This is a genomic window from Salipiger sp. IMCC34102 (assembly GCF_004145405.1).
Classification (GTDB): domain Bacteria; phylum Pseudomonadota; class Alphaproteobacteria; order Rhodobacterales; family Rhodobacteraceae; genus Loktanella.
In genome coordinates, this window is the sequence record NZ_SELQ01000002.1 from 652,041 (window position 1) to 674,485 (window position 22,445).

General features: G+C 67.0%; 26 protein-coding genes and 3 tRNA genes. 12 read left to right on the forward strand and 17 right to left on the reverse strand.

Annotated elements, in window-relative coordinates; all coding sequences use genetic code 11:
* Positions 1-34: 34 nt before the first annotated feature.
* Entirely contained in the window at positions 35-997 is a 963-nt protein-coding gene (locus EU805_RS07485) for a Gfo/Idh/MocA family protein (protein ID WP_129763316.1), read from the reverse strand.
* Between the two features lie 51 nt (positions 998-1,048).
* Positions 1,049-1,309: a DUF2312 domain-containing protein gene (locus EU805_RS07490; RefSeq protein ID WP_129763317.1), complete on the reverse strand. Its 261-nt coding sequence runs from the start codon at positions 1,307-1,309 to the stop codon at positions 1,049-1,051.
* Between the two features lie 112 nt (positions 1,310-1,421).
* Here EU805_RS07490 and EU805_RS07495 point away from each other — a divergent pair, with 112 nt between their 5' ends.
* Positions 1,422-1,637, forward strand: coding sequence for a hypothetical protein (locus tag EU805_RS07495; protein ID WP_129763318.1), 216 nt, complete (start codon positions 1,422-1,424; stop codon positions 1,635-1,637).
* 3 nt (positions 1,638-1,640) lie between these two features.
* On the opposite strand, the gene EU805_RS07500 is transcribed toward EU805_RS07495, so the two are convergent.
* Positions 1,641-3,824, reverse strand: coding sequence for a thiamine pyrophosphate-dependent enzyme (locus EU805_RS07500; RefSeq protein ID WP_129763319.1), 2,184 nt, complete (start codon positions 3,822-3,824; stop codon positions 1,641-1,643).
* 331 nt (positions 3,825-4,155) lie between these two features.
* Here EU805_RS07500 and EU805_RS07505 point away from each other — a divergent pair.
* Together EU805_RS07505 and EU805_RS07510 are read left to right on the forward strand one after the other, a co-directional pair.
* A tRNA-Gly gene (locus tag EU805_RS07505) sits at positions 4,156-4,230 on the forward strand.
* A 22-nt stretch (positions 4,231-4,252) separates the two neighbouring features.
* Positions 4,253-4,327 (forward strand) — tRNA-Gly (locus EU805_RS07510).
* A 113-nt stretch (positions 4,328-4,440) separates the two neighbouring features.
* Here EU805_RS07510 and EU805_RS07515 read toward each other — a convergent pair.
* Complete coding sequence (locus EU805_RS07515) at positions 4,441-4,680, reverse strand: Lrp/AsnC ligand binding domain-containing protein (protein ID WP_129763320.1); 240 nt, start codon at positions 4,678-4,680, stop codon at positions 4,441-4,443.
* Positions 4,681-4,802: 122 nt separating this feature from the next.
* On the opposite strand from EU805_RS07515, the gene hisB reads away from it, so the two are divergent.
* The 4 genes from hisB (at position 4,803) to EU805_RS07535 (ending at position 7,601) form a co-directional block, all read left to right on the forward strand.
* A complete protein-coding gene (gene hisB, locus EU805_RS07520) occupies positions 4,803-5,390 on the forward strand; it encodes an imidazoleglycerol-phosphate dehydratase HisB (protein WP_129763321.1) in 588 nt (195 codons plus the stop codon).
* A complete protein-coding gene (gene hisH, locus EU805_RS07525; RefSeq protein ID WP_129763322.1) occupies positions 5,387-6,025 on the forward strand; it encodes an imidazole glycerol phosphate synthase subunit HisH in 639 nt (212 codons plus the stop codon). The genes hisB and hisH overlap by 4 nt, the downstream gene beginning before the upstream one ends.
* On the forward strand, positions 6,022-6,936 hold the full coding sequence (locus tag EU805_RS07530) for a glutaminase (RefSeq protein ID WP_255465870.1): 915 nt from the start codon (positions 6,022-6,024) through the stop codon (positions 6,934-6,936). Before hisH ends, EU805_RS07530 begins: the two co-directional genes overlap by 4 nt.
* Positions 6,937-7,097: 161 nt before the next feature.
* Positions 7,098-7,601 carry a transglycosylase SLT domain-containing protein gene (locus EU805_RS07535; protein WP_370318181.1) on the forward strand — a complete coding sequence of 168 codons (504 nt, stop codon included), beginning with the start codon at positions 7,098-7,100 and terminating at the stop codon, positions 7,599-7,601.
* A gap of 123 nt (positions 7,602-7,724) precedes the next feature.
* Here EU805_RS07535 and EU805_RS07540 read toward each other — a convergent pair whose 3' ends face one another.
* Both EU805_RS07540 and hisF read right to left on the reverse strand, forming a co-directional pair.
* Positions 7,725-8,039 carry a phosphoribosyl-ATP diphosphatase gene (locus EU805_RS07540; RefSeq protein WP_129763323.1) on the reverse strand — a complete coding sequence of 105 codons (315 nt, stop codon included), beginning with the start codon at positions 8,037-8,039 and terminating at the stop codon, positions 7,725-7,727.
* Positions 8,036-8,797, reverse strand: a complete 762-nt coding sequence (gene hisF / locus EU805_RS07545) for an imidazole glycerol phosphate synthase subunit HisF (RefSeq protein ID WP_129763324.1) — start codon at positions 8,795-8,797, stop codon at positions 8,036-8,038. Before hisF ends, EU805_RS07540 begins: the two co-directional genes overlap by 4 nt.
* Positions 8,798-8,883: 86 nt before the next feature.
* On the opposite strand from hisF, the gene EU805_RS07550 reads away from it, so the two are divergent.
* From EU805_RS07550 to EU805_RS07560, 3 genes are read left to right on the forward strand one after another with little or no spacing between them, the layout of a single operon-like run.
* Positions 8,884-9,318 carry a DUF302 domain-containing protein gene (locus EU805_RS07550; RefSeq protein WP_129763325.1) on the forward strand — a complete coding sequence of 145 codons (435 nt, stop codon included), beginning with the start codon at positions 8,884-8,886 and terminating at the stop codon, positions 9,316-9,318.
* Between the two features lie 2 nt (positions 9,319-9,320).
* Positions 9,321-9,656 carry a YdeI family protein gene (locus tag EU805_RS07555; RefSeq protein WP_129763326.1) on the forward strand — a complete coding sequence of 112 codons (336 nt, stop codon included), beginning with the start codon at positions 9,321-9,323 and terminating at the stop codon, positions 9,654-9,656.
* A gap of 15 nt (positions 9,657-9,671) precedes the next feature.
* Entirely contained in the window at positions 9,672-9,890 is a 219-nt protein-coding gene (locus EU805_RS07560) for a YdeI/OmpD-associated family protein (RefSeq protein WP_129763327.1), read from the forward strand.
* Here the strand turns inward: EU805_RS07560 and hisA are convergent.
* On the reverse strand, positions 9,884-10,609 hold the full coding sequence (hisA, locus tag EU805_RS07565) for a 1-(5-phosphoribosyl)-5-[(5-phosphoribosylamino)methylideneamino]imidazole-4-carboxamide isomerase (protein ID WP_129763328.1): 726 nt from the start codon (positions 10,607-10,609) through the stop codon (positions 9,884-9,886). The two genes, EU805_RS07560 and hisA, sit on opposite strands and share 7 nt — an antisense overlap.
* A 132-nt stretch (positions 10,610-10,741) precedes the next feature.
* Between hisA and EU805_RS07570 the strand changes: the two genes are divergently transcribed.
* Positions 10,742-11,131, forward strand: coding sequence for a DUF2147 domain-containing protein (locus EU805_RS07570; RefSeq protein WP_129763329.1), 390 nt, complete (start codon positions 10,742-10,744; stop codon positions 11,129-11,131).
* A gap of 47 nt (positions 11,132-11,178) precedes the next feature.
* On the opposite strand, the gene EU805_RS07575 is transcribed toward EU805_RS07570, so the two are convergent.
* From EU805_RS07575 to rlmB, 4 genes are all read right to left on the reverse strand, one after another.
* Entirely contained in the window at positions 11,179-11,652 is a 474-nt protein-coding gene (locus tag EU805_RS07575; RefSeq protein ID WP_242494086.1) for a CoA-binding protein, read from the reverse strand.
* Positions 11,645-12,091 carry a YHS domain-containing (seleno)protein gene (locus tag EU805_RS07580; protein ID WP_129763331.1) on the reverse strand — a complete coding sequence of 149 codons (447 nt, stop codon included), beginning with the start codon at positions 12,089-12,091 and terminating at the stop codon, positions 11,645-11,647. The genes EU805_RS07575 and EU805_RS07580 overlap by 8 nt, the downstream gene beginning before the upstream one ends.
* An 82-nt stretch (positions 12,092-12,173) precedes the next feature.
* Positions 12,174-12,494 (reverse strand): hypothetical protein, encoded by a 321-nt coding sequence (locus EU805_RS07585; protein ID WP_129763332.1) that lies wholly within the window; start codon positions 12,492-12,494, stop codon positions 12,174-12,176.
* Positions 12,491-13,267 (reverse strand): 23S rRNA (guanosine(2251)-2'-O)-methyltransferase RlmB, encoded by a 777-nt coding sequence (rlmB, locus tag EU805_RS07590; protein WP_129763333.1) that lies wholly within the window; start codon positions 13,265-13,267, stop codon positions 12,491-12,493. Before rlmB ends, EU805_RS07585 begins: the two co-directional genes overlap by 4 nt.
* A gap of 119 nt (positions 13,268-13,386) precedes the next feature.
* Here rlmB and EU805_RS17410 point away from each other — a divergent pair.
* Positions 13,387-13,470: transfer RNA gene (locus EU805_RS17410), tRNA-Tyr, on the forward strand.
* Between the two features lie 165 nt (positions 13,471-13,635).
* On the opposite strand, the gene EU805_RS07595 is transcribed toward EU805_RS17410, so the two are convergent.
* The 6 genes from EU805_RS07595 to EU805_RS07620 form a co-directional block, all read right to left on the reverse strand.
* Complete coding sequence (locus EU805_RS07595) at positions 13,636-15,009, reverse strand: HAMP domain-containing sensor histidine kinase (RefSeq protein ID WP_129763334.1); 1,374 nt, start codon at positions 15,007-15,009, stop codon at positions 13,636-13,638.
* Positions 15,006-15,677 (reverse strand): response regulator transcription factor, encoded by a 672-nt coding sequence (locus EU805_RS07600; protein WP_129763335.1) that lies wholly within the window; start codon positions 15,675-15,677, stop codon positions 15,006-15,008. Before EU805_RS07600 ends, EU805_RS07595 begins: the two co-directional genes overlap by 4 nt.
* A gap of 169 nt (positions 15,678-15,846) precedes the next feature.
* Positions 15,847-16,923 (reverse strand): S1C family serine protease, encoded by a 1,077-nt coding sequence (locus tag EU805_RS07605; protein WP_129763336.1) that lies wholly within the window; start codon positions 16,921-16,923, stop codon positions 15,847-15,849.
* 223 nt (positions 16,924-17,146) lie between these two features.
* Positions 17,147-18,118 carry a C45 family autoproteolytic acyltransferase/hydolase gene (locus tag EU805_RS07610; protein ID WP_129763337.1) on the reverse strand — a complete coding sequence of 324 codons (972 nt, stop codon included), beginning with the start codon at positions 18,116-18,118 and terminating at the stop codon, positions 17,147-17,149.
* Positions 18,119-19,579, reverse strand: coding sequence for a biotin carboxylase (locus EU805_RS07615; protein ID WP_129763338.1), 1,461 nt, complete (start codon positions 19,577-19,579; stop codon positions 18,119-18,121).
* Between the two features lie 18 nt (positions 19,580-19,597).
* Positions 19,598-22,402, reverse strand: a complete 2,805-nt coding sequence (locus tag EU805_RS07620; RefSeq protein WP_129763339.1) for an aminotransferase class I/II-fold pyridoxal phosphate-dependent enzyme — start codon at positions 22,400-22,402, stop codon at positions 19,598-19,600.
* Between the last annotated feature and the right edge of the window lie 43 nt (positions 22,403-22,445).

Below are 22,445 nucleotides of genomic sequence, written 5' to 3' on the forward strand. Positions count from 1 at the left end.
AACGCGGCGGGGCGGAAATGTCAAACGCCGTGACCTAGTCCTCGTGGTGAAAATCCGCGACCGTCTCTCGGGTTCCCAGCAGCATCGCGTCGGCGACGTGCCGGAAGGGACGCAGGTCGACGTCGGACTGGCCGGTCTCGATCAGCTCGGCGAAGCGGTGGTAGACGCCACCATATTCGGTCTGGTCGGGCAGCGCCTGTTCCTGGCCGTTTACGATCATCTTCGTCGCGGCATCCAGAAGCTTGAGCGGCCCGTCGGTGGTGTCGATCTCCATGTCCCAGGTGGGCGGATCCTCGTGGCGGAAATCGAAATCTGCGGTGACCTTCATGTCGCCCGGCCCCGCGAAGTCGAGCTTGGCTGCGATGGGCATCTGGCGGTTGCCGGGCACCTTCAGGTCCGCTTCGCGCAGGTGCACCTCCACCGGCAGGATCTCGACCATGATCGACAGCGCGTTCACGCCTGTGTCGAAGACGCCGAGGCCCGCGGGCTCCCAGATCCAGTCCTGGCCGGGGTGATGCACGCGCACGTCCTCGTGCCAGGTGATGCGCATTCCCGTCACGGTGCGATCGCGCAGCCAGGCCCGCGCCGCGGCCACCCCCGGCGCATGCTTGACGTGCCAGGAGGCGTAGAGCGTCACGCCCTTGGCCTGTGCCAGCCGCTGCAGCTTGTGCACCTCGGACAGGGTCGCCCCGGGAGGCTTTTCCAGCATGACGTGCTTGCCCGCCGCCAGCGCCTTCATCGCGTAGTCGAAACGCGGCAGGGGCGGCATGGTCAGGCTGACGATCCCGATGTCGGGTCGATCGGCGATCAGGTCTTCGATTTCCGCGTGATTCTCCATCCCGTCCAGCCCGCCGGAATGGCTGACGGTCGCCGCGAGGGTGAACGCCTCGCTGGTCTCGATGGCGGGGACGTGCTGGTCGCGGGCGATCTTGCCGATGCCCGCGAGGGCGAGATCGGCACCGATCAACTGGCGGCCCGAAGAGGAGGTGGCGGTCATGTCGTGTCTTCCGAAAGGATCAATCGGAAGGGCACCTAGAGCGCGCGTCGTTCAGGACATCCCCAGGGCGGCCATATACATCTCGAGCACGGCCTCTTCCTCGGCGATGTCGTCCTTGTCGCGCTTGCGCAGGCTGATGATCTTGCGCAGGACCTTCACGTCGTAGCCGCGGCCCTTGGCCTCGGCCATGATCTCCTTCTGGCCGTCGGCGATGTCCTTCTTCTCGGCCTCGAGGCGCTCGTAGCGCTCGATGAACTGGCGCAGTTCTTCGCCGGCGACGTTTTCGGTCGGGTTGGTCGAGGTATCGGACATCGGGGACTCTCCGGGCTTGGGTTCGGGACAGGGTCCTAGCGGGCCGCTCCGACCCTTGCAAGGTGCAGGCCAAGCGGGTAGCGGAAGGACCGGCAACTTGGAAGGTGCATCCATGACGATACTGATCTGGGCCGGAATCGTGCTGTCGCTGATCGGCTTGAGCGGCGTCGTCTATTCCATCGTCGGCGTCAGCCGCGCGAAGAAGGCGAAGCTTCCCGACGCGGAGCTGCGCGCGCGGATCGCGAGGATGATGCCGGTGAACCTCGCCTCGTTCTTCGCCGCGATGCTGGGGCTGATGATGGTGCTCGTGGGCACGCTTCTGGGCTGACCCTCAGCGCCCCGTCAGCGCGCGCGCGGCCTGCACGATATCCGGCACCGAGGGCATGGTCGCGGCATAGGCCGGACCCGTCGCGATGAAGCTGTCATGCGCCGTCAGCCGTGCGAGCCGCGCCGTGCCGGTTTCCGACAGATGCGCCATCACCGCCTCGGCCACCCCGCCCGAATGTCGGGTCTCGTCCACGATCAGCACATGCTTGCAATCCGCCACGGCGGCGGTCAAAGCCTCTTTCGGCAGGGGCGAGAGCCAACGCAGATCGACGATCCGCAAGCCGATCCCCGCCGCCTCGAGCGCCGCGCGCGCCTTGTGGGACAGGTAGACGCCGTTGCCGAAGGTGACGATGGCAAGGTCCGTGCCGTCTCCGCTCACCCCGACCTCGCCCATGCTGAGCCGTCGCGTGGGATCGGGATAGCGGCGCATCCAGCCGCCGTCCCCCTCCTGGGCGAGGTCGCGCATCGGGTAGAGCGCGATGGGCTCGACCACGACCACCACGCGCTGCTCCTCGCGCGCGAGGCGCACCGCTTCGCGCAGCATCATCGCGGCCTCCGCCCCGTCCGAGGGCACGCCCAGGATCACGCCCGGGATGTCGCGCAGCACCGCCAACGCGTTGTCGTTGTGGAAATGCCCGCCGAAGCCCTTCTGGTAGCCCAGCCCCGCGATCCGCAGCACCATCGGGTTGGCGAACTGCTTGTTGGAAAAGAACGGCAGCGTCGCGGCCTCCCCCCGGATCTGGTCCTCGGCGTTGTGGAGATAGGCGAGGAACTGGATCTCGGGCATGGGGACAAAACCGTTGTGCGCCATGCCGATGGCCAGCCCCAGGATCGACTGCTCGTCCAGCAGCGTGTCGATCGTCCGGTCCGCGCCTAAGCGCGCCTGCAGTTTCTGGGTGACGCCGTAGACGCCACCCTTGCGGCCCACGTCCTCGCCCATGAGCACGATTTCGGGGTGGGCCAGCATGAGGTCGGTCAGTGCCCAGTTGATCAGCCGCGACATCGGCTGCGGCGCGTCCATCGCGCGAAGGTCCGTCCCGAAGGTGGCCGCGCGATCGGCAGGCACCGGCCCGTTCGCGGCACGGTTCGCGCGCGCGTGCGGGATGAGGCTTGCCATCACGTCCCGCGCCGTCACCAGACGGGGCCGCGTCACGGCGCGTTCGGCCAGGGTGGCCACCTCCGCACAGGTGTCGGTGTAGAGGCCCAGCGCCGCGTCAGGTGTCATTACCCCGGCCGCATCCATCAGACGCATGCTGTGCAAAAGCGGGTCCTGCGCCTCTTCCGCCTCGACCTCGGCCTTCGTGAGGTAACTCGTCGGCACGTCCGCGCCCGCGTGACCGTAAAGGCGGATGGTGCGCAGATGCAGGAAGGCGGGCTTTCGGGTCCTGCGGGTGTAGGCCGCAGCCTCCGCCGCCGCGCGAAAGGTGTCGTAGATGTCCAGACCGTCCGCCTTGAAGTAGGCAAGCCCCGGTCGCTGGGCGAAGGTCGCCTCGATCCAGCCCCTTGGGGTCTTGGTGGAAATGCCGATCCCGTTGTCCTCGCAAACGAACAGAAGCGGCATCGGCACCGATTGGTAGGCGGCCCATTGGGCTGCGTTGAAGGCGCCCTGCGCCGTCGAATGGTTGGCCGAGGCATCGCCGAAGCTCGCGACCACGATCCCGTCGGGGGCCAGGATCGCGTGTTCGGGTCGACGGCGGCGCGCGGCCCCGATGGAATAGGCGGCGCCCACGGCCTTGGGCAGGTGACTGGCGATGGTCGAAGTCTGCGGCGGGATCATCAGATCGCGGCTGCCCAGCACCTTGTGTCGCCCGCCCGAGATCGGATCCTCCGACGACAGCGCGAAGGACAGGAGCATATCCCAGGCCGGCGTCTGCCCCGGCACCTGCCCCGCGCGCGCGATCTGGAACGCGGCATCCCGGTAATGCAGGAACGCCATGTCGTCGGGCCGCAATGCGAGGGCGACGGCCGCCATCCCCTCGTGCCCGGAGGAGCCGATGGTGTAGAACCCCTGCCCCGCCCGCTGCATCGCCCGGCTCTGCCGGTCCAGCGCCCGGGTGAGGCAGCCCGCCCGGAAGGCAGCCTCGGCCAGTTCAGGCGAAAGCGGGCCGTCCGGCGCCCGGCCCGGAGGCAGATCCCCCGCCGCCGCGCGCGCAAGGACCGCCGCGTGCACGATCTCGCAGCGATCCATCAGCACGGCGCTTTCGAAAGGGCGCACGGCAACGGGATGAGGGGCAACGGAATGTGCATGACGGATCCTTCGGTCGCGACGTCGCGGAGAGGCTAGCAACCCCTGCGATATTGTTCGAGATGCGATCTCGCAAAGCCATGCGCCGCGTCACACGACGCGGACGCCCACCGGGCAACAGCAATTCCCGATGGACCCGCCACCAATCTGCGGGGGGCGTCAGGCGGGGTCCCTTCGGGGCCTGCCGCACAGGGTGCCGCGCGCCGTCGCATTTCGCGAAAAATCTCCTTGCAGCCCCAAGGCGGGGACGGTAAAGCCTCCCTCACTTGATGATGCGGGCGTAGCTCAGGGGTAGAGCATAACCTTGCCAAGGTTAGGGTCGTGAGTTCGAATCTCATCGCCCGCTCCATCAAGTGAGACAGATCTGGCGCGCGGGCGTAGCTCAGGGGTAGAGCATAACCTTGCCAAGGTTAGGGTCGTGAGTTCGAATCTCATCGCCCGCTCCAGATCGTACATATGGCCCTTGGCTCTTCCTGATTTATCGTGCTCCAGCAGCGTCTTGCACCGATCCGGAAAGGTGCGCGCCTGTCTCCGGCCGGGACGGCCGACCGCTTTTCGGTCAGAACGCCTTGAACGTGAGCGTCGTCAACGTCCGCTCGATCCCGTCGATGCCCGCGACGCCGTCGTTGATGAAATGGCCGACGTCCTGATCTTCGGGCACGTAGGCCTTCATCAGCAGATCGAACTCCCCGCTCGTCGAGTAGAGTTCCGAGTGTAGCTCGCGCAGGGCGATCGCCTCGGCCACGTCGTAGGTTGTGCCGGGGCGGCAGCGGATCTGGACGAAGACGCAGGTCGTCATGGAAGAAGGCTCCTGTTCGCGGGTCGGGGCAAACCTGCACCAGGGCGCGGGCTTGCGCAATCGCCACCTTGGCCCAGCCGCGCACCGGGCCTATAGAAGCGCCCAAACGACAGGAGCCCGCGATGCGCCACGCCACGATCACCCGCAAGACCGCAGAGACCGACATCACCGTCATGATCGACCTCGACGGCACGGGGTCCTACGACAACCGCACCGGCGTCGGCTTCTTCGATCACATGCTCGACCAGCTGGCGCGGCATGCGCTGATCGACCTGCACGTGAAGGCGACCGGCGATCTGCATATCGACGACCACCACACGGTCGAGGACGTGGGCATCGCCATCGGGCAGGCCCTCACCCAGGCGCTGGGCGACAAGACCGGGATCCGCCGCTACGGCGATTGCCACCTGGCGATGGACGACGCACAGGTGCGCGCCGCGCTCGATCTGTCGGGACGGCCCTACCTGATCTGCAACCTCGACCTGCCGCACGGCAAGATCGGCACCTTCGACACCGAACTGGTGCGCGAATTTTTCCAGGCGCTCGCCACGCATGGCGGGATCACGCTGCACATCGACCGGCTGCACGGCTTCAACAGCCACCATGTGACGGAGGCGGCCTTCAAGGCCGTCGCCCGCGCCCTGCGGGCCGCGATCGAACCCGACCCCCGCCGGTCGGACGCCATCCCCTCTACCAAGGGCCGACTGTGACCACCGTTCTGATCGACTACGACAGCGGCAATCTACATTCCGCGCAGAAAGCCTTCGAGCGCATGGCGCGCGAGGTGGATGCGGGCGAGGTGCTGGTTTCGGACCGGGCCGAGGACGTGGCCCGGGCAGACCGGCTTGTGCTGCCCGGCGACGGGGCCTTTCCGCATTGCCGCGACCAGCTATTCGGACGGACAGCACTCGCGCAGGCCATCGTGGAGGCGGTGGAACGGCGCGCCGTGCCCTTCCTGGGTATCTGCGTCGGCATGCAGCTTCTGGCCACGACGGGCCATGAATATGCAGCTACCCCGGGCTTCGGCTGGATCCCGGGCGACGTCAGCCGTATCCGGCCCTCTGACGGCGCGCTCAAGATCCCGCACATGGGCTGGAACGACCTGGTGATCGATCGCCCGCACCCGGTGCTTGAAGGGATCGCGACCGGCGAGCATGCCTACTTCGTGCATTCCTACGCGATGCAGCCGGCAAATCCCAACGACCTGCTGGCACACGTCGATTACGGCGGCGCCGTCACCGCGGTGGTGGGCCGCGACACGGTCATCGGCGCGCAGTTTCACCCCGAAAAGAGCCAGGCGGCCGGTCTTCGGATGATCGCCAATTTCCTGCGCTGGACCCCGTGAGCGATCTGCAGGGCGTCCTCGACCGGATCGGGCTGACCATGGCCGAGCGCACCGACCGGGGGCGCGTGGCGTCCTACATCCCGCCGCTGGCCCGCGTCGATCCGATGCAGTTCGGCATGGCCGTGGCCTTGCCCGACGGACGGACCCTGACCACCGGCAATGCCGCGACCGGCTTCTCGATCCAGAGCATCTCGAAGGTGTTCACGCTGTCGCTGGCCCTGGGCCGCCTGGGCGAAGGCTTCTGGAGCCACGTGGGCCGCGAGCCGTCGGGGCAGGCCTTCAATTCCATCCTGCAGCTCGAACACGAGGCGGGCCTGCCGCGCAATCCCTTCATCAACGCGGGCGCCATCGCCACCACGGATGCGGCCATGGCGAACCACGAACCCAAGGTGTTCCTTGCCGAACTGCTCAGCTTCGTGCGCGCCGCGGCCGAGGACGAGGACATCCACATCGATCAGGCCGTCGCGGATTCGGAGAAGGCGACCGGCGATCTCAACCGGGCGCTGGCGTTCTTTATGGCCTCGCACGACCGGTTGTCGAACCCGGTCGAAAAGGTTCTCGGCACCTACTTCCACCAATGCGCGATCCACATGAACTGCCGGCAACTGGCGCGGGCGGCGCTGGCCTTCGCGGGTGGCCCCGGCGTTCCGAACCTCGTCTCGGAGGCGCGGCGCAAGCGGATCAACTCGCTGATGATGCTGTGCGGGCACTACGACGCCTCGGGGGATTTCGCGTTCCGCGTCGGCCTGCCGGGCAAGTCCGGCGTCGGCGGCGGTATCCTCGTGGCGGCCCCGGGCCGGGCGGGCATCGCCGTCTGGTCGCCGGGGCTGAACGCCCAGGGCAACTCCAAGCTGGGGACCGAGGCGCTGGACATGTTCGCCACCCTCACGGGGTGGTCGGTCTTCGGGTGAGGCGCGCGGGACGGCCCCGTCCGCCGCGTGCGATCCGACCTTGGAACGACCTGTTCCCCCCGAGTTCGCGGCTTGTGCCGAATCTTGCCGAGCGGAACCCCGCCTGTTGCCGCCGTGGCACACCGGCGGCTAAGTGAACGCGCAACAACCGGAGTGCCCAGATGCGCGTGACCACAGCGGCCCTGATCGGCCTTGGACTGACGGCCCTGGGGGCCTGTGCCGCCCCCGCCCCCGAAGCCGCGATGCAATTCGCCGAATCCCCCGCCACGTCGGTGCCCGCCTCGACGATCCCGCTTCACCCCAACGAGACACCGCAACTGCGGGCGCTCATCAACGCGACGGCGGAGCGCTACGAGATCCCCCGCAGCCTGCTGCACCGCGTCATCATCCGCGAAAGCACCCACCGCCCCGGCGCCCGCAACGGCCCCTACTACGGGTTGATGCAGATCCTGCCCGCCACCGCACGGGCCATGGGTTTTTCCGGCGCGCCCACCGACCTTCTGGATGCCGAGACCAACCTGACCTACGCAGGCAAGTACCTGCGCGGCGCGTGGCTGCTGTCCGACGGCTCCGAAGCCGAAGCGGTGAAATGGTATTCGCGCGGCTACTACTACGAGGCCAAGCGGCGCGGCATGCTGGTCGAAACCGGGCTGCGCAAGGGCTGAGCGGGAGGACCGGGTCCGGCCTGCGGCCGGATCGGGGGCTCTGCCCCCGCCGCCGCTGCGCGACGGCTCCCCCGGGATATTTCTGGCCAGAAGAAGCCGGGGATCCGCGATCCGGGGCGCGCGTCAAACTTTCGGGCGCGCGGCCTTTTCGGCAAGTCCGGAGGTGCCTTGGCGGCGGTCGAGCTCGGCCATGACGTCCTCGAGCGCCACGTCGCTGGCGGCGAGCATCACGAGGAAATGGTAGAGCACATCGGCGGCCTCGGTCGTGAGGGCGGCGCGGTCGCCGCGGGCGGCCTCGATGATCGCCTCGATGGCCTCCTCGCCGAATTTCTCGGCCGTCTTCGCGGGGCCTTTCGACAGGAGCTTGGCGGTCCAGCTCCCCTCGGGGTCGGCTCCCTTGCGGGACAGGATGGTGGCGTAAAGGTCGTCCAGCGTCATTGCAGCCTCATGGGGATACCGGCGGCGGCCATGTGGTCCTTCGCGGCCTGGATCGTGTAGGTGCCGAAGTGGAAGATGGAGGCGGCGAGCACGGCGCTGGCCCCGCCCATGGTCACGCCTTCGACGAGGTGGTCGAGCGTCCCGGCCCCGCCGCTTGCGATGACCGGAATGTCCACCGCGCTCGAGACCGCGCGGGTGAGCGGCAGGTTGTAGCCGTCGCGCACACCGTCGTTGTCCATCGCCGTCAGCAGGATCTCCCCGGCACCTTTCTCGGCCATGTTGCGCGCGAACTCCACCGCGTCGATGCCGGTGGCCCGCCTGCCGCCGTGGGTAAAGATTTCCCAGCGGCCGGGTTCCACCGTCTTGGCGTCGATCGCGACCACGATGCATTGGCTGCCGAAACGCAAGGCGGCCTCCGTCACGGCGTCGGGATTGGCCACGGCGGCGGAGTTGAAGCTGACCTTGTCGGCCCCCGCCAGCAGCAGGTTGCGCACGTCAACATGGGTCCGCACCCCCCCGCCGATGGTCAGCGGCATGAAGCAGGCCTCCGCCGTGCGGGTGGCGAGGTCGAACATGGTTCCGCGGTTCTCTTCCGTGGCCATGATGTCGAGGAAACACAGCTCGTCCGCGCCGGCGGCGTTGTAGGCGATGGCGGCGTCCACCGGGTCGCCCGCGTCGCGCAAGCCGACGAAGTTCACGCCCTTGACCACGCGGCCCTTCGCGACATCGAGGCAGGGAATGATGCGTGTCTTCAGCATGGGTGCGTCATAGCGCGCACCCCGCCCGAGAGGAACCCCGCATCTCCCCCGGGGTTGGTCCGCCGTAAGATTGAAAAGGATACGCCATGTTTCGTGCAACCGCCCTGCTTCTCGCCCTCGCCAGCCCCGCCGCCGCGGAAATCCGGACGGTCCAGTCGCTGAAATCGGTGCCCGACACGATGGACGCGCTGGAGACCGCCGTCGAAGAGGCCGGCGCAACCGTGTTCGCCCGTGTCGATCATACCGCCGGCGCAGAGGCCGTGGACATGGAACTGGTCCCGTCGCAGCTGCTGATCTTCGGCAATCCCCAGCTTGGCACGCAGGCGATGCAGGACGATATTCAGGCAGGCCTCGTCCTGCCGCTGCGCGTACTGGTCTACGAGGGCCCCGACGGTGACGTCCATGTGGCCTACGAGGACGTCTCGGACATGTTCGAAGGTTTCGGGATCGACCCCCTGGCGGACTACGTCAATACCATGGAAAGCGCATTGCTTTCGTTGACGGACCAGGCCTTCGAATAGCCGTGGACCCCGATCGCTTCGCGCAGGTCCCGCTCGAGACAGAGGCGCAATTGCACGACTGGCTCGACCGTCATCATGGGCAGGACGACAGCGTCTGGCTGGTCACCTGGAAGAAGGGTGCTGGCCCCCATCTCAGCCGTGATGCTGTCCTGGACGCCCTTCTCGCCTATGGCTGGATCGACGGGCGTCGCGCGGCGCGCGACGACGGGCGCACCATGCAGCTTATCTCTCCACGTCGTCACCAGCGCTGGACCCGGACCTACCGGAAGCGCGTCGCACGTCTGACGGAGGCGGGCAGGATGCGTCCCGCAGGGCCTGCCGCGGTCAAGGCTGCATAAGACGCCTCTACATGGATGGCCGATGCGGACGTCGATGCCCTCGTCATTCCGGCGGACCTGCAATCCGATCTGGAGGCGCGAGACGCCGCCGCGTGGTTCGCCGCCGCCGCCCCGTCCTACCGCCGCAATGTCCTGCGGTTTCTCAAGGCCGCGAAGACCGAACGAACCCGGAAGAAGCGCATCGCTCTTATCGCGGAGGCGGCCGCCGAGGGCCGGCAGCTGCCGAATTATTGAGCGGCGCGAAGGGCCGACAGGGCGTCGCCAAGGTCGAGCGCCCCGTCGTAGAGCGCGCGGCCGGAAATCGCGCCTGCGATGACGCCGGTGTCGCGCAGGGCCTGCAGATCCGCCAGCGACGACACGCCGCCCGAGGCGATGACCGGGATATCCACGGCCCGGGCCAGGTCCGCCGTCGCGGTGACGTTCGGGCCCTTCATCGCGCCGTCCCGCAGGATGTCGGTGTAGATGATCGCGGCGATGCCCGCGTCCTCGAACGACCGGGCAAGATCGGTCACGCGCACGTCCGTCTCCTCTGCCCAGCCGCGGGTGGCGACGAGACCGTTGCGCGCGTCGAGCCCCACCGCCACCTGGCCCGGGAAGGTGCGCGCGGCTTCGCGGACGAGGTCCGGGTCCTCCACCGCGACGGTGCCCAGGATCACGCGGGTCAGGCCGCGGTCCAGCCAGCGTTCGATCGTGGCCATGTCGCGGATGCCACCGCCAAGCTGGGTCGGCACCTTGCAGGCCGCCAGGATCGCCTCCACCGGGGCGGCGTTCACCGGGGTGCCCGCGAAGGCGCCGTTGAGGTCCACGAGATGCAGCCATTCGCAACCCGCCTCGACGAAGCTGCGGGCCTGGGCCGCGGGGTCGTCGTTGAACACGGTCGAGCGGTCCATCTCGCCGTGGACAAGCCGCACGGCCTGCCCGTCCTTGAGGTCGATGGCGGGGTAGAGGATCATAGCTGAGGCCCTTGTCCAGTCGCGCTGCTTCTGGCCCGCGCAAGGCGGAAATGCAACCGACCCCACGTTACGCTTGATCGACTCGCGGGGTTGGCCTTTGCTTGACCGGCAACACCGGGGAGGAGACCCACCATGCACCGCCTGATCGCCGCCACCGCGGCCCTTCTGATCGCCACCGCCGCCCAGGCCCAGGACGCCGCCCTCGGCACCTGGCAGACCGAAGTCGACGATGGCGCCTTCGCCCATGTCGACGTGGTCCCCTGCGGCGGCGCCGTCTGCGGCACCATCGTGCGCAGCTACCAGGCCGACGGCACGCCCTACGAATCGCCGAACATCGGCCTCCAGATCGTCCGCAACATGGCGCCAAACGGTGACGGCACCTACGCGGGACAGGTCTTCCGGCCGTCGAACGGCAAGACCTATACCGGCAAGATGCAGGTGTCCGGCAATGCGCTGCGGCTTCAGGGTTGCGTCGCGGGCGGTCTGATCTGCGCCAGCCAGAACTGGGTCCGCGTTCAGTAAAGCGGACCTGTGAACGGATCAGGGGGCGGCCGTCGGGTCGCCCTTTTTCATGACAGCTTCGACGAGATGCGTCCGGTGTTGAAGCCGCCCATCCGCAACTCTTGGAACAGGCGCTGGTACTCGATCTTCGGGCAGCGGTTCTGCACCACGGTGACGCCGCGGGCGCGGGCGGTCTCGGCCGCCGCCTCGTGGGTGACGCCGATCTGCATCCAGATCACCGACAGGTCGGGCCAGCGGGCCAGCGCCTCGTCCACGAGGGCCGGCACCGCCTCCGGCTTGCGGAAGATGTCGACCATGTCCACTTCGTCCGGGCAATCGGACAGCGTGGCCCGCACCTTTTCCCCGAACAGCTCCTGCCCTGCGAGACCGGGGTTGACCGGAATGACCCGGTAGCCGCGCAGTTGCAGATAGCGCGCGACGAAATAGCTGGGCCGCACCGGATTGGCCGAGACCCCGACGACCGCGATGGTCTTCACCGACGTGAGCAGGTCGCGCAGCGCGGTGTCGGTCAAATCAACCAAGGATCTGCGGCCAGTTGGCATCGGCGGAGGCGACATGTCCGGGCACGTCCGACAGCCAGGCCTGGCGAATCAGATGGGTCTGGTTCAGGAACAGGCGATTTTCGACCATGCTGAAGACCTCCGGATCTGACGCGACGACGATACCTTGCGACAAGGCGTAGGCGCAATATCCGCCGTAGGCCGGGGAAAGTCCCCTCGGGTTGCGCTCGAAGGCCGCAAGCCGGTCGCTGTCGGCAAAATGCCACATGGCGTCCCGCCACAGGATACGATGGGTGGGATCGCCAAGCCGCGGTTCCCCGTCGAGCCAGTAGGACAAGGGGTCGATACCGCCCAGCGCCACCCCGTCGACCGCCATCACGACGTCCGTCGCGGCAAGGACCCGCGCGGGGAGAAGGCAGGCCGCCACGCCTAGTCCCAAGGCCTTGCGCCGGTTCAGCATGCATCGTCCCCCATCCAGATCGCGACATCCTGCCGCAGAGCGGGCGATTGCGCCACCCCCCTCGCAAAGAGGTGAAACGGCCTCAGTCGAAGACCTCGTCGATCACCTCGCTGAGGCCCTTCATCACGTACCAGCCAAGGCCTTTCTTACGCTTGGTCTTGCGCGGCTTCTGGTGGGTCGCGCGCAAGGTCCGCGCGGGGTGGGCGGGGCTTGCGGTGCGCGCGGGGTGGGCGGGGCTTGCGGTGCGCGCAGGAGTCCCCCCGGCCCCGCTGGGCATCATCTTCAGATCATGCAAGGGCGCGCCGCATTGTGCGCAGGCCAACTCGTGCCGGGTTTCTCCGCGCAGCACCAAGGCCGCCCGCGTGCCGCAATAGCAGCAGGTCGCGATCTTCGTTCCGCTCATCCGCGCACCGCGTAGAGCGCCACCGCCGCCGCGTTCGACACGTTGAGCGATCCGAATCCCCCCGCCGCGGGAAGCCGCACCAGCGCATCGCAGGTCTCGCGGCTCTTCTCGCGCAGTCCGGGGCCTTCCGCGCCCATCACCAGCGCGATGGGCCGGTCCCGCTTGCCCTCGACCGCCGTCTCGATGTCGGTCTCGGCCTCTCCGTCCAGCCCCAGAACCAGGAACCCCATGTCCCGCAGTTCGACCATCGCATCGGCCAGGTTACGCACCCGCAGGTAAGGTTGCCGCTCCAGCGCGCCGGAGGCGGTCTTGGCCAGCGCCCCGGTTTCGGGGGCGGCGTGCCGCTGCACCGCGACCACGGCGCGCGCGCCGAAGACCTCGGCCGAGCGCAGGATGGCCCCCACGTTATGCGGATCGGTCACGCGGTCCAGAAGGACGATCCGCGCGGGCAAAGGCCCCTCCCCCAGCGCGATGTCGGCCAGGCTTCCCCAATCGAGCGCCTTCACCTCCAGCGCGGCCCCCTGGTGGACCGAGCCCGGATCGATCGGCGCCGCGAATTTGCGCGGGTCGGAAATCTCGGGCTCCATCCCGCTTTGCGCGATCGCCTCCTCCAGCCGGGCGGCCGCATTGCGCGTCACCACGAGCCGCAACTTCACGCGTCGCGGATTGGCGAGGGCATCGCGCACGGCATGCAGGCCGAACAGCCAGACGGTCTCGGCCGCTGCCGCCCGCTTGTCCTGTTCCTTGGCAATTACCCACTTCGGTTTCTTCATGTCCGGACCCCTCTTTGCGCCCTATCTGGCGCTTCGGACCCGCCTTCACAAGCCCGGGTCGCTTTCCCGCCATTCGGGTATTGACGCCCCAAAACCGGGCAGCTATTCCCGCCGCCAGTGGGCGACAGGCCGCAAGGTGTGGCAGGGGACTGTAACTCCCTCGCGGAGACGCACGCCTGGTTCGATTCCAGGGTCGCCCACCACTCATTCTTTTGATGTTATAGCACTTTGCCGACGCCGATAACGCGACGACGTCCGATCGCCCCCCGTATCGGTCTTGGGCGCAGTCCGTCAGCACGGACTACCTATGGAACCCCTGCGAAACGCTCCGGGCTCAACCGAAGATCGACCACGGCCTCATTCCCGATCTACCGGGTTGTTTCCTCGCCCTTCCTTTGCGGGGGAAACGACACCGTGACCCGCAATCCCGGGTTGGCATCTTCGAGGCGCAGCGGGGCGTCGTGCAGGTCCGCGATGACCGAGACGAGGCTCAACCCCAGCCCGCTGCCCGGCTTGTTGCGACTGCGGTCCAGGCGGTAGAGGCGGCGAAGGACCTTCTCGCGTTCGTCGTCCGGGATGCCCGGCCCATCGTCCGAGACGCCAAGAACCGTGCGGCCGTCCCTTCGGTGCAGACCCAGCACGATACGGGACCCCGGCGGCGTGTGTCTGAGCGCATTCTCGATCAGGTTCGCAAGGATCTGGCCGATCAGGTCGGGGTCCCCGGTCACCTTCGCGTCGTCGATGGAGATATCGGTTTCGAGCGTCTGACCGCTCTCCGCGGCGGCGGGTTCATAGAGATCCGCGAAGGTCTCGACCAAGGGCACCAGATCAACCGTGCGGAATCGGGACCGGGGCGTGCCCGCCTCGATCTGCGCGATCTGCAAAAGCGACTGGAAGACCGAGACCACCCCGGCGACATCCGCCTGCGCCAGTTCGACCAGCGCCTGCCCTTGGGGGTCCAGGTCGGTCTGCCCCAGCTCGTCGAGCCGGACCGAGATCCGCTGGATCGGCGTCTTGAGATCGTGCGCCACGTCGGAGGACACCTGCCGCAGGCTTTCGTGCGCGGTCTGCTGGGCGGCGGCCATGCGGTCGATGCCGTGACCCACCCGGCGAAGGTCCTCGACCCAGGCCGGTGTCGGGCGCACCCGCGCGGACAGATCGCCGGAGGTCAGCCGGTCCAGCGTCCGCCCCACCCGGTCCACCTGGCGCGCCGATCGGCGGGCCATGACCAGCCCCGCGCCAAGCGCTACCACCAGCGTCGGCAGAAGCGACAGCAGGGCAATGGTGCGATAAGTGCCGAAAAGCTGGTCGATTTCGGCCCGGCTGCGCGCGACGGTCAGCAGGCCGCGGTGTTCGCGCGTCGTGAGCGCGAGGTAGTTGCCGTCGATGGGCGTGACCGGGTCCTCCAGCGTGGTCAGAACGTAGCCTTCCTCGTCGCGGTCGAGCCGCCCGTTGCCGAAATGCCGGCCGCTCGGCGCGACGTAGGACAGCACGACCCGGGCAGGATCCGTGGCCCGCGCCTCGCCCGCGACGAGCGCCGCCAGTGCGGGCGCCGAGGGCGCGGCCCGGAAACCGGCGAGGTCCTGCCGCAACTGTTGCCGCATCTGCTGGTCGAGTGCCCGCGCGGTGGCGGTGTAGCTGGCCGCGAGCGAGGCCGCGCTGATCAGCGCGAAGAGGGCGACCAGTCCCAGCGCCAACCTCACCGGAGAGGCGCGCAGAAGGCTCGCGATGCGCTGCCTCACGCCTCGATCCGGTAGCCCGCGCCGCGGACGGTCTTGATCAGCTCGGTCTCGAAAGGCCGATCGACCTTGGCACGCAACCGGCTGACGTGGGTTTCCACCACGTTCGTCTGCGGATCGAAGCTGATGTCCCAGACGGCCTCCAGCAGCATGGTTCGCGTCTGCACCCGACCCTTGCGGCGCAACAGGTGTTCGAGCAGCGCAAATTCGCGGGGCAGAAGGTCGATCCGCTGGCCCGCGCGCGTGACCTCGCGCGTGACCAGATCCATCGAAAGATCGCCGGCAGTCAGCACGGTCTCCTGCGCCAGCGTGCGCGGGCGGCGGGCCAGCGCGTTGATACGTGCGGAAAGCTCGCCGAAGGCGAAAGGTTTCACGAGGTAATCGTCGGCGCCCGCGTTCAGGCCCGCGATCCGGTCCTCGACCTGGCCCATCGCCGTCAGGAACAGGACCGGCGTCCGGTTGCCCGCGCCGCGCAGGGTCTGCACCAGCGTCAGACCGTCGATTTCGGGCAGCATCCAGTCGACGATCAACACGTCGTGGTCCGACCCGGTGGCCTGCACCAGCCCGTCGCGTCCGTTGTCCACGTGATCGACGCTGTGCCCCTCTTCGCGCAGACCGCGCGCGATGTAGGATCCTGTCGTGGGATCGTCTTCGACCACCAGAATTTTCATGTCCGTCCCGTGCATGTCCGTCACGTCTAGATGGGGGAGCCTGGGCGAAAAGCCAAGAAAAAGGCCCCGGCGCAGGCCCGCGAGGGCGCGCCGGGGCCAGTTCGGCCCGCGTCAGTGCATCTGGGGGGCGGGCCGAGGACGCGGCGGCGCAGGAGCCGCCGCGAATGGCTTACATGGTGCGGTCGGTCATGTCGCCGACGGTCACCTCGATGGTTTCCTCGTCGCCGCGGCGCAGGACCACCGCCTCGACCGTGGTGTCGGGTGCGACATCGGCCACGGCGCGGGTCAGGTCGCGCACGTCGATGATCTCGGTGTCCGCGAAGTCGAGGATGATGTCCCCTTCCCGCAACCCGGCCTCGGCGGCGGGGCTGTCGTTCGAGACCATCTCGATCACCGCGCCTGTCGGGCCGTCATAGCCCAGCACGTTGGCGATCTCCTCGGTCATCGGGCGGATCTGCACGCCCAGCCAGCCACGCGCGATGCTGCCATCGTCCACAAGGTCCGCCACCACGTCCTGCGCCAGGTCCGACGGGACAGCGAAACCGATGCCCACCGATCCGCCGCCGGAGCTGAAGATCATCGTGTTCACGCCGATCACCTCGCCATCCGCGTTGAAGAGCGGACCGCCCGAGTTGCCCCGGTTGATCGCGGCGTCGGTCTGGATGTAGTCGTCGTAGGGCCCCGAGCGGATGTCGCGCGACACCGCCGAGACGATGCCGGAGGTCACGGTCCCGCCCAGCCCGAAGGGATTGCCGATGGCCAGGGCCTCGTCACCAGGACGCACGTCGGCGCTGGTACCCCATTCCACCGTGGTCAGATCTTCGGCCTCGATGTCCAGGACGGCCAGGTCGGTCAACGGGTCGGTGCCCAGCACCTCGGCCTCGTACTCGGTACCGTCGGCAAGCTTGACCGTGACGGTGTCGGCGTTCTCGACCACGTGGTTGTTGGTGACGATCAGGCCGTCCTCTTCGATGATGAACCCCGAGCCGAGGCCTTGCCGTGCGCGCTCCTGCCCCCGTTCGGGGAAGAGCGGGCCGAACCGGCGTTCGAGTTCCTCGCGCGGGAAACCTTCGGGCAGGCTCTCTTCCAGCGAGGGGCCGCCGGTGGTGCCGCTCACCTCGATGAAGACGACGGCGGGATTCAGCCGCTCGACGAGGTCGCCGTAACCGCCTTCGGGCACGGCGAAGGCCGTGGCGGGCAGAAGCGCGATGGCGGTGGTGCCGGCGAGGAATTTCGTGCGTGTCATGGGATGCTCCAGTGATCTGTTCTGAAGCGTAGATAGGCGGGCCGCCTGTCGGGAACCTGTCGGGCGCTATACAGATTTGCAATCATGGCGGAACCGGCGTGCCGCCGGTCGGGGCTTCGCCCCGCCGACGCCATGCGTCGGCTCCCCAGAGTTTAACTTGCCAGATGAAGAGGAGCCGCGCGCGCGTCCGGTCGAAATCCGGGTGGATGCCGGACGGGGGGCCTTACGAAGCTTCGGGGATCGTGATCCGGCGGCCCGCGTTCACGAAGGCGTCCATCGACATGGGCCAGACCGTCCCGGGCCAGCGGATCTCCATCTCGCGCAGGCGGGGGCGGTAGACGGCCGTGTAGAGCGTGCCGAACCCTTTCGAGAAGGACGTCGAGTAGAGCGGCGGCTTCAGGAACGCCTGGATGAAGGCGTCCTGCGGTTCGCGGTGCAGGGTCAGGCGTTGCAGCAGGAACCGTTCGCGTTCGACCGTCGCGGTGAACCTCGCATGAGAGATCCATTCGACGTTTTCCTGGTGGTTGGTCGCGACCGCGTTGTTGGTGATGACCGTCTCGCGTCCGGGACCCATCATCGCGGTCACGTAATGGCGCCCCGCATCGAGCACGGTGACGTTGTAGCTCATGTGGCTGGGGATCCGCGCCAAGGCCGCGGCGGCCTCTGCCGTGGTGGTGCAGGTCTGCAGAACGTAGCGCAGGATGAGCGGCACGCCGAAGCCGCGGCCCACCACGTTGCGCCCGCCGAAGGTGAGCGACACGGCGAGCCCTGCGTCGTTGATCCCGTCGACCAGCCCCCACAATCCGTCGGAGACTCCCATGACCACCCGCCCGTCCCAGGCGGTGCGCAGGATCAGGCTGTCGAAGTAGCGGCTGTCGTAGTCGTAGTTGCGCACCATGACCGGTTCCGGCCCTGGCCAGATCGCCTGGCTGCAGCCCGAGAGATAGGCAGGCGGGTTCCAGAACGACAGGAAGCGCGCCGCCCGGTCGCCGCCGCCCGCAAGGTCGCACAACCGGTCGTAGAGCGGCACCAGTTCGGGCATGTGCCGGGTCAGGGCGCGACGGGATTCAGTGTAGGTCGCACGCGCGTGCAGGCCCTCGCGGCTCCACCAGTCGTCGTAGGCCGGCCAATATTCGGCGAACAGCCTGGCCCATTGCGGGCCGGGCTGATCTTCTGAAAGCGCGCGCCAAAGCATCTACATGATCTTGAAGGGCGGATCGGCCGTAACGGGACCGGCACCGGCGACCGGCAGGGCCTTGCCCGCGACCTCCTTCTTGATGCCGTGGATCCACTTCTTGGCCCGGTCGTTGAGCTGGAAGTTCTTCGTCATCGACCGGCCGCGCGTCACCAGGATGCCGATATCGGCCCCTTCGTAACGGTAGTCGCCCGGTTGCAGGATCCGCAGGAAGAAGCATTCGTTCTCGGATTCCACCGCCCTGCGGTGATAGTCGAAGCGGTCGAAGACCACCTGCCCGTCGTCCGTCATCTTGTAGATGCCCGTCTCTGGCACCTCGGTGCAGATGTCGACTTCGTCCTTGGTATGCTTGATGACCATCTGGGACCAGCCGTCGATCATGTCGGGGTCGGACCAGCGGGCGTTGAGCTCGTCCACGTCGAGGTTGAACTTCTTGCGGCTGAATTCCAGTAGATGGAACAGGAAGAGCGGCGCATCGGCATGGGCGAAGGCCGCGTGGTTCGTCATCGACGACGCCCCGGTGATCCGCGGGTTCAACTCTCCCAGCCACAGATCGCCGGTTTTCTTGTCGATCAGGAAGTCGAGTTCGAAGTAGCCGCGATAGCCTTCCTTGCGCAGCTGTTCACCGAACTTGAAGGTCAGATCGCGGGCCTGCTGGCGCACTTTCGGTGGGAAGGCCGTGGCCAGGATCTCGTTCCCGCACCAGCCACCGCGGTAGGGGGTGAGGTCCTTGAAACCGACCAGTTCCGTCATCAGCGGGCCGACGATGGTGCCCTGGCTAGTCGCGCAGGCCTCGATCGCGGAGCCGCGGCAGTCGATCCGCTTCATGATCTTGATCTCGCCCTCGCCCACGATCTCGTGCTCGTGTCGGCGAAAATCCTCCTCGGACTTGATGAAGAAGGTCGTGTGACCGCTGTCGCCGAACGCCGATTGCAGCACGAGGTCATGGCCGATGCCGGCCTTCTCGCAGATGGCGCGCAGGTCCTCGTAGGATTTGACCTCGGCCAGCGTGTTCGGCACCGAAGGCACGCCCGCCTTGTTGCCGATGCGCACGGTCTCGATCTTGTTGTCCATCTTGGTGCGCAGCTTGGCCTTGGGAAACCAGATCTCGCCGCCCAACTCCTTGACCAACCGCTCGGTCTCCTCGTCGAACATCAGGAAGACGAACTTCGGCTTGCCACCGCGGCGCGTGATGAGGTCCACGACCTCCTTGTGCTGCAGCAGGTAGTTGTTGATGTCCTCGATCGACTGGAACTCGGCATGCGGCTGCTCTGAGGGGCAAAACACGTTGGGATGCTTGCCGCCGTAGCAGTCGATATAGGTGATGTACTTGAAATTCTTCACCCATTCGTCCAGCCCCAACAGGTTGAAGTTGGTGGCCGAGACGAAATAGACCGGCTCCTCGTTGCGGTGAAAGAACCGCCTGATGTCCGAGATGTTCTGTAGAACGGCTTTGGGCATGGTGGTCCTCCTGAAGGATTATTCGGCAGCGGGTTTGGATTTCGAAGCTTGCTTGGACGGCTTTTCGGACTTGCCCTCCGGCGCCTTCTCGACCCGGGCGGGCATCGCCTTGGTCAGGTTCGCCAACGCTTCGGGCGTGAAGACCCGCAGGCCGAGGTCGGCGCGGTAACCGTGGATCTCGTTCACGTCGAGCGCCCGCATGAAGGCCAGGATCTCGCGGCTGACGACCTGTCCCGGCACGAGGATCGGGAACCCGGGCGGATAGGGAATGATGAAGGAGGCCGAGACGACTTCGCGACCGTCTTCGAGTGCCTGATAAAGACTGCCGTCCAAGTCCAGGTAATCGCAAGAAGATTCGTCGTAGGCCAGGTAGTAGGCCGAACGGATGTCGCCCTCCGGCGTGTCCTCGCTTGCGCGGAAGGCCGGGTGGAAACGGCTGAAGTCAGGGAGCGGCGGGTAGTTCTCCGTCAGGTTCTTGACCCGGCGATCGAAGCCCAGCTTCTCCATCTTGGAGGCATCGTCGAGCAGGTCGTCGAGCGACTTGGCGATCTCCACCAGAACCTCGATCAGGTAGGCGACCGAGGAGCGGGTAGTTCCGATGTTGGTCATGAACAGGACAGAGTTGCGCGAGGTCTTGTTGATCTGGATGCCGTAGCGATCCATCAGGATCTGGGTCTTGAACGTGTCCCCGTCCCATCCCGTGCCGCCCACGGCCAGCGTCACGCGGGTCGCGTCGAGCACGAATTCGTCGTTCTGCCAGGCGTCCAGCATGTCGACCCAGCCGCGGTCGGGGTCGTAATACATCTCCGTCCCGCTTTCGCGGTATTCGGCGGGGATCATGTGACCGACGGTCAGCACCTTGAAGTACTTCGACAAGAGCGGATGGGTGGAAATCGACCGCCGCATCGCCATCGCGGCCTCGAGCTGGCGCTGGACGAATTCGAACCCCTCCAGTTCCACCTGCCGACGGCCCACGTCGAGCGAAGCGATGATCTGGTAATTGGGCGAAGTCGAGGTATGGGTCATGTAGGCCTCGTGGAAGGCCTGCTCCACCTCGCCCTTGAAGTCGCTGTCGTTGACGTGGATCATCGACCCCTGTCGCAGCGAGGTCAGCGTCTTGTGCGTCGACTGCGTGGTGTAGACCCGGACCCGGGCATCGGGCGGGGCCACCAGCCGCGTATCCAGAAGGTCCGCGTCCGAAGCGCTGGCCAGCCGCTTTTGCTGAACCTCGTAGGCCCGCGCGTGCTCTTCGGTCTTGAACCGCGCGCGCATCTTGTTGGCCGCCCGCATGCCGGTCCGCTTGCGGTAGGTCGGGTTGAACCGCGCGAAGGCGAACCACGCCTCGTCCCACAGGAAAATGAGATCGGGCTTGATGGCGAGGCATTCCTCCATCACCCGCTCGACGTTGTAGACGATGCCGTCGAAGGTGCAGTTCGTCAGCAAGAGCATCCGCACCCGGTCGAGCTTGCCCGCCGCCTTGAGGTCCAGAAGCTGCTTCTTGATCTCGCGCAACGGCACCGCACCGTACATCGAGTATTCGTTGAGCGGATAGCTGTCGAGGTAGCAGACCTGCGCGCCCGCCAGCACCATGCCGTAGTGGTGCGACTTGTGGCAGTCCCGGTCGACCAGCACGATATCGTCAGGCCTGACAAGGGCTTGCACGACGATCTTGTTGCAGGTCGATGTGCCGTTGGTGGCAAAGAACGTCTGTTTCGACCCGAAGGCGCGCGCCGCCAGTTCCTGCGCTTCCTTGATGGGTCCGTGCGGTTCCAGCAGGCTGTCGAGGCCGCCGGACGTGGCCGAGGTTTCCGCCAGGAAGATGTTGGGCCCGTAGAAGGCGCCCATGTCCTGGATCCAGTGACTGCGGGTGATCGACTTGCCGCGGCTGATCGGCATGGCGTGAAAGACGCCGGTGGGCTGCTGGGAATACTCGGTCAGGGCCGTGAAGAAGGGGGTCTTGTAGCGGGCCTGGACACCGCGCAGGATGTTGAGGTGCAGTTCGAGGAAGTCTTCCTGGTTGTAGAAAACCCGGCGGCAGACCCCCAGTTCGGTGCCGGCGATCGCCTCCACCGACCGTTCGGTGACAAGGTAGGCGTCGAGTTCGGGGCGCACGTCGTCGATGAGCCGGCACAGCGCCGGCCCGTATTCCTGCGTCTCCAGATCGTCGAGCTGGCCGATATCGGCGATGCCTTCCAGGATCCGCCCCAGGATCGGATGCTCGCGTTCGGAGCGCAAGGTGACGCCCGGGCGCACCACGATGGCCTGGATGTTGTGGTTGAAGAGGACTGCGATCAGCGCATCCTCGACCGAGGGCACGACGACCGCCTCGTAGATGAAGGCGTCCTCCGGGCGGCGCATCGAATGGACGTTGGACTTCAGCCAGCGCTCCTGGCTGTCGTTGACCTCGTCGACGATCAGCACCTCGAAGTAAGGCTTGGTCATCGCGCGCACTTCGGGCGACAGGAGCGCCTCGTCGTCGTGCTCCTCGCGCTCGCCGGTGTCGAGGTGATCGAGCGGAATGTGCCGGGTCCGGTACGCGCCGGTGGTCAGCGCCCGCGCGCAGCGGTGCACGGCATAGGCCAGTTCGGTGAAACTATTATGCTCGAGCTGGCGGCGCATCTGGTCGAAGACCTGCATGCCCGGGAAGGCCCAGTAGGGCTCGATCTCGGAGAGCTGGTCGAAGAGCTCCTCCGCCCGGCTGCGCATGATCGGAGAGATCTTCGCCGGAGCGTCGCGCGAAAGCTGGGCCGTGACTTCCCTCAGGCTACTCCACCAGTCGGATCGAAGCTGGATTGCGGAGTAGTAGTCGGTCACGGTCGTCATCGGCGTCCCCCGGCTGTCGCGGCCGATGCGCCGCGACGAGGGT

Excerpts from the sequence above, each read along its gene's own strand:
- EU805_RS07485 (WP_129763316.1), bottom strand. The coding sequence starts at position 997 with ATGACCGCCACCTCCTCTTCGGGCCGCCAGTTGATCGGTGCCGATCTC.
- EU805_RS07490 (WP_129763317.1), bottom strand. The coding sequence starts at position 1,309 with ATGTCCGATACCTCGACCAACCCGACCGAAAACGTCGCCGGCGAAGAA.
- EU805_RS07495 (WP_129763318.1), top strand. The coding sequence starts at position 1,422 with ATGACGATACTGATCTGGGCCGGAATCGTGCTGTCGCTGATCGGCTTG.
- EU805_RS07500 (WP_129763319.1), bottom strand. The coding sequence starts at position 3,824 with ATGGATCGCTGCGAGATCGTGCACGCGGCGGTCCTTGCGCGCGCGGCG.
- EU805_RS07515 (WP_129763320.1), bottom strand. The coding sequence starts at position 4,680 with ATGACGACCTGCGTCTTCGTCCAGATCCGCTGCCGCCCCGGCACAACC.
- hisB (WP_129763321.1), top strand. The coding sequence starts at position 4,803 with ATGCGCCACGCCACGATCACCCGCAAGACCGCAGAGACCGACATCACC.
- EU805_RS07535 (WP_370318181.1), top strand. The coding sequence starts at position 7,098 with ATGCGCGTGACCACAGCGGCCCTGATCGGCCTTGGACTGACGGCCCTG.
- EU805_RS07540 (WP_129763323.1), bottom strand. The coding sequence starts at position 8,039 with ATGACGCTGGACGACCTTTACGCCACCATCCTGTCCCGCAAGGGAGCC.
- hisF (WP_129763324.1), bottom strand. The coding sequence starts at position 8,797 with ATGCTGAAGACACGCATCATTCCCTGCCTCGATGTCGCGAAGGGCCGC.
- EU805_RS07550 (WP_129763325.1), top strand. The coding sequence starts at position 8,884 with ATGTTTCGTGCAACCGCCCTGCTTCTCGCCCTCGCCAGCCCCGCCGCC.
- EU805_RS07560 (WP_129763327.1), top strand. The coding sequence starts at position 9,672 with ATGGCCGATGCGGACGTCGATGCCCTCGTCATTCCGGCGGACCTGCAA.
- hisA (WP_129763328.1), bottom strand. The coding sequence starts at position 10,609 with ATGATCCTCTACCCCGCCATCGACCTCAAGGACGGGCAGGCCGTGCGG.
- EU805_RS07570 (WP_129763329.1), top strand. The coding sequence starts at position 10,742 with ATGCACCGCCTGATCGCCGCCACCGCGGCCCTTCTGATCGCCACCGCC.
- EU805_RS07580 (WP_129763331.1), bottom strand. The coding sequence starts at position 12,091 with ATGCTGAACCGGCGCAAGGCCTTGGGACTAGGCGTGGCGGCCTGCCTT.
- EU805_RS07585 (WP_129763332.1), bottom strand. The coding sequence starts at position 12,494 with ATGAGCGGAACGAAGATCGCGACCTGCTGCTATTGCGGCACGCGGGCG.
- rlmB (WP_129763333.1), bottom strand. The coding sequence starts at position 13,267 with ATGAAGAAACCGAAGTGGGTAATTGCCAAGGAACAGGACAAGCGGGCG.
- EU805_RS07600 (WP_129763335.1), bottom strand. The coding sequence starts at position 15,677 with ATGAAAATTCTGGTGGTCGAAGACGATCCCACGACAGGATCCTACATC.
- EU805_RS07605 (WP_129763336.1), bottom strand. The coding sequence starts at position 16,923 with ATGACACGCACGAAATTCCTCGCCGGCACCACCGCCATCGCGCTTCTG.
- EU805_RS07610 (WP_129763337.1), bottom strand. The coding sequence starts at position 18,118 with ATGCTTTGGCGCGCGCTTTCAGAAGATCAGCCCGGCCCGCAATGGGCC.
- EU805_RS07615 (WP_129763338.1), bottom strand. The coding sequence starts at position 19,579 with ATGCCCAAAGCCGTTCTACAGAACATCTCGGACATCAGGCGGTTCTTT.
- EU805_RS07620 (WP_129763339.1), bottom strand. The coding sequence starts at position 22,402 with ATGACGACCGTGACCGACTACTACTCCGCAATCCAGCTTCGATCCGAC.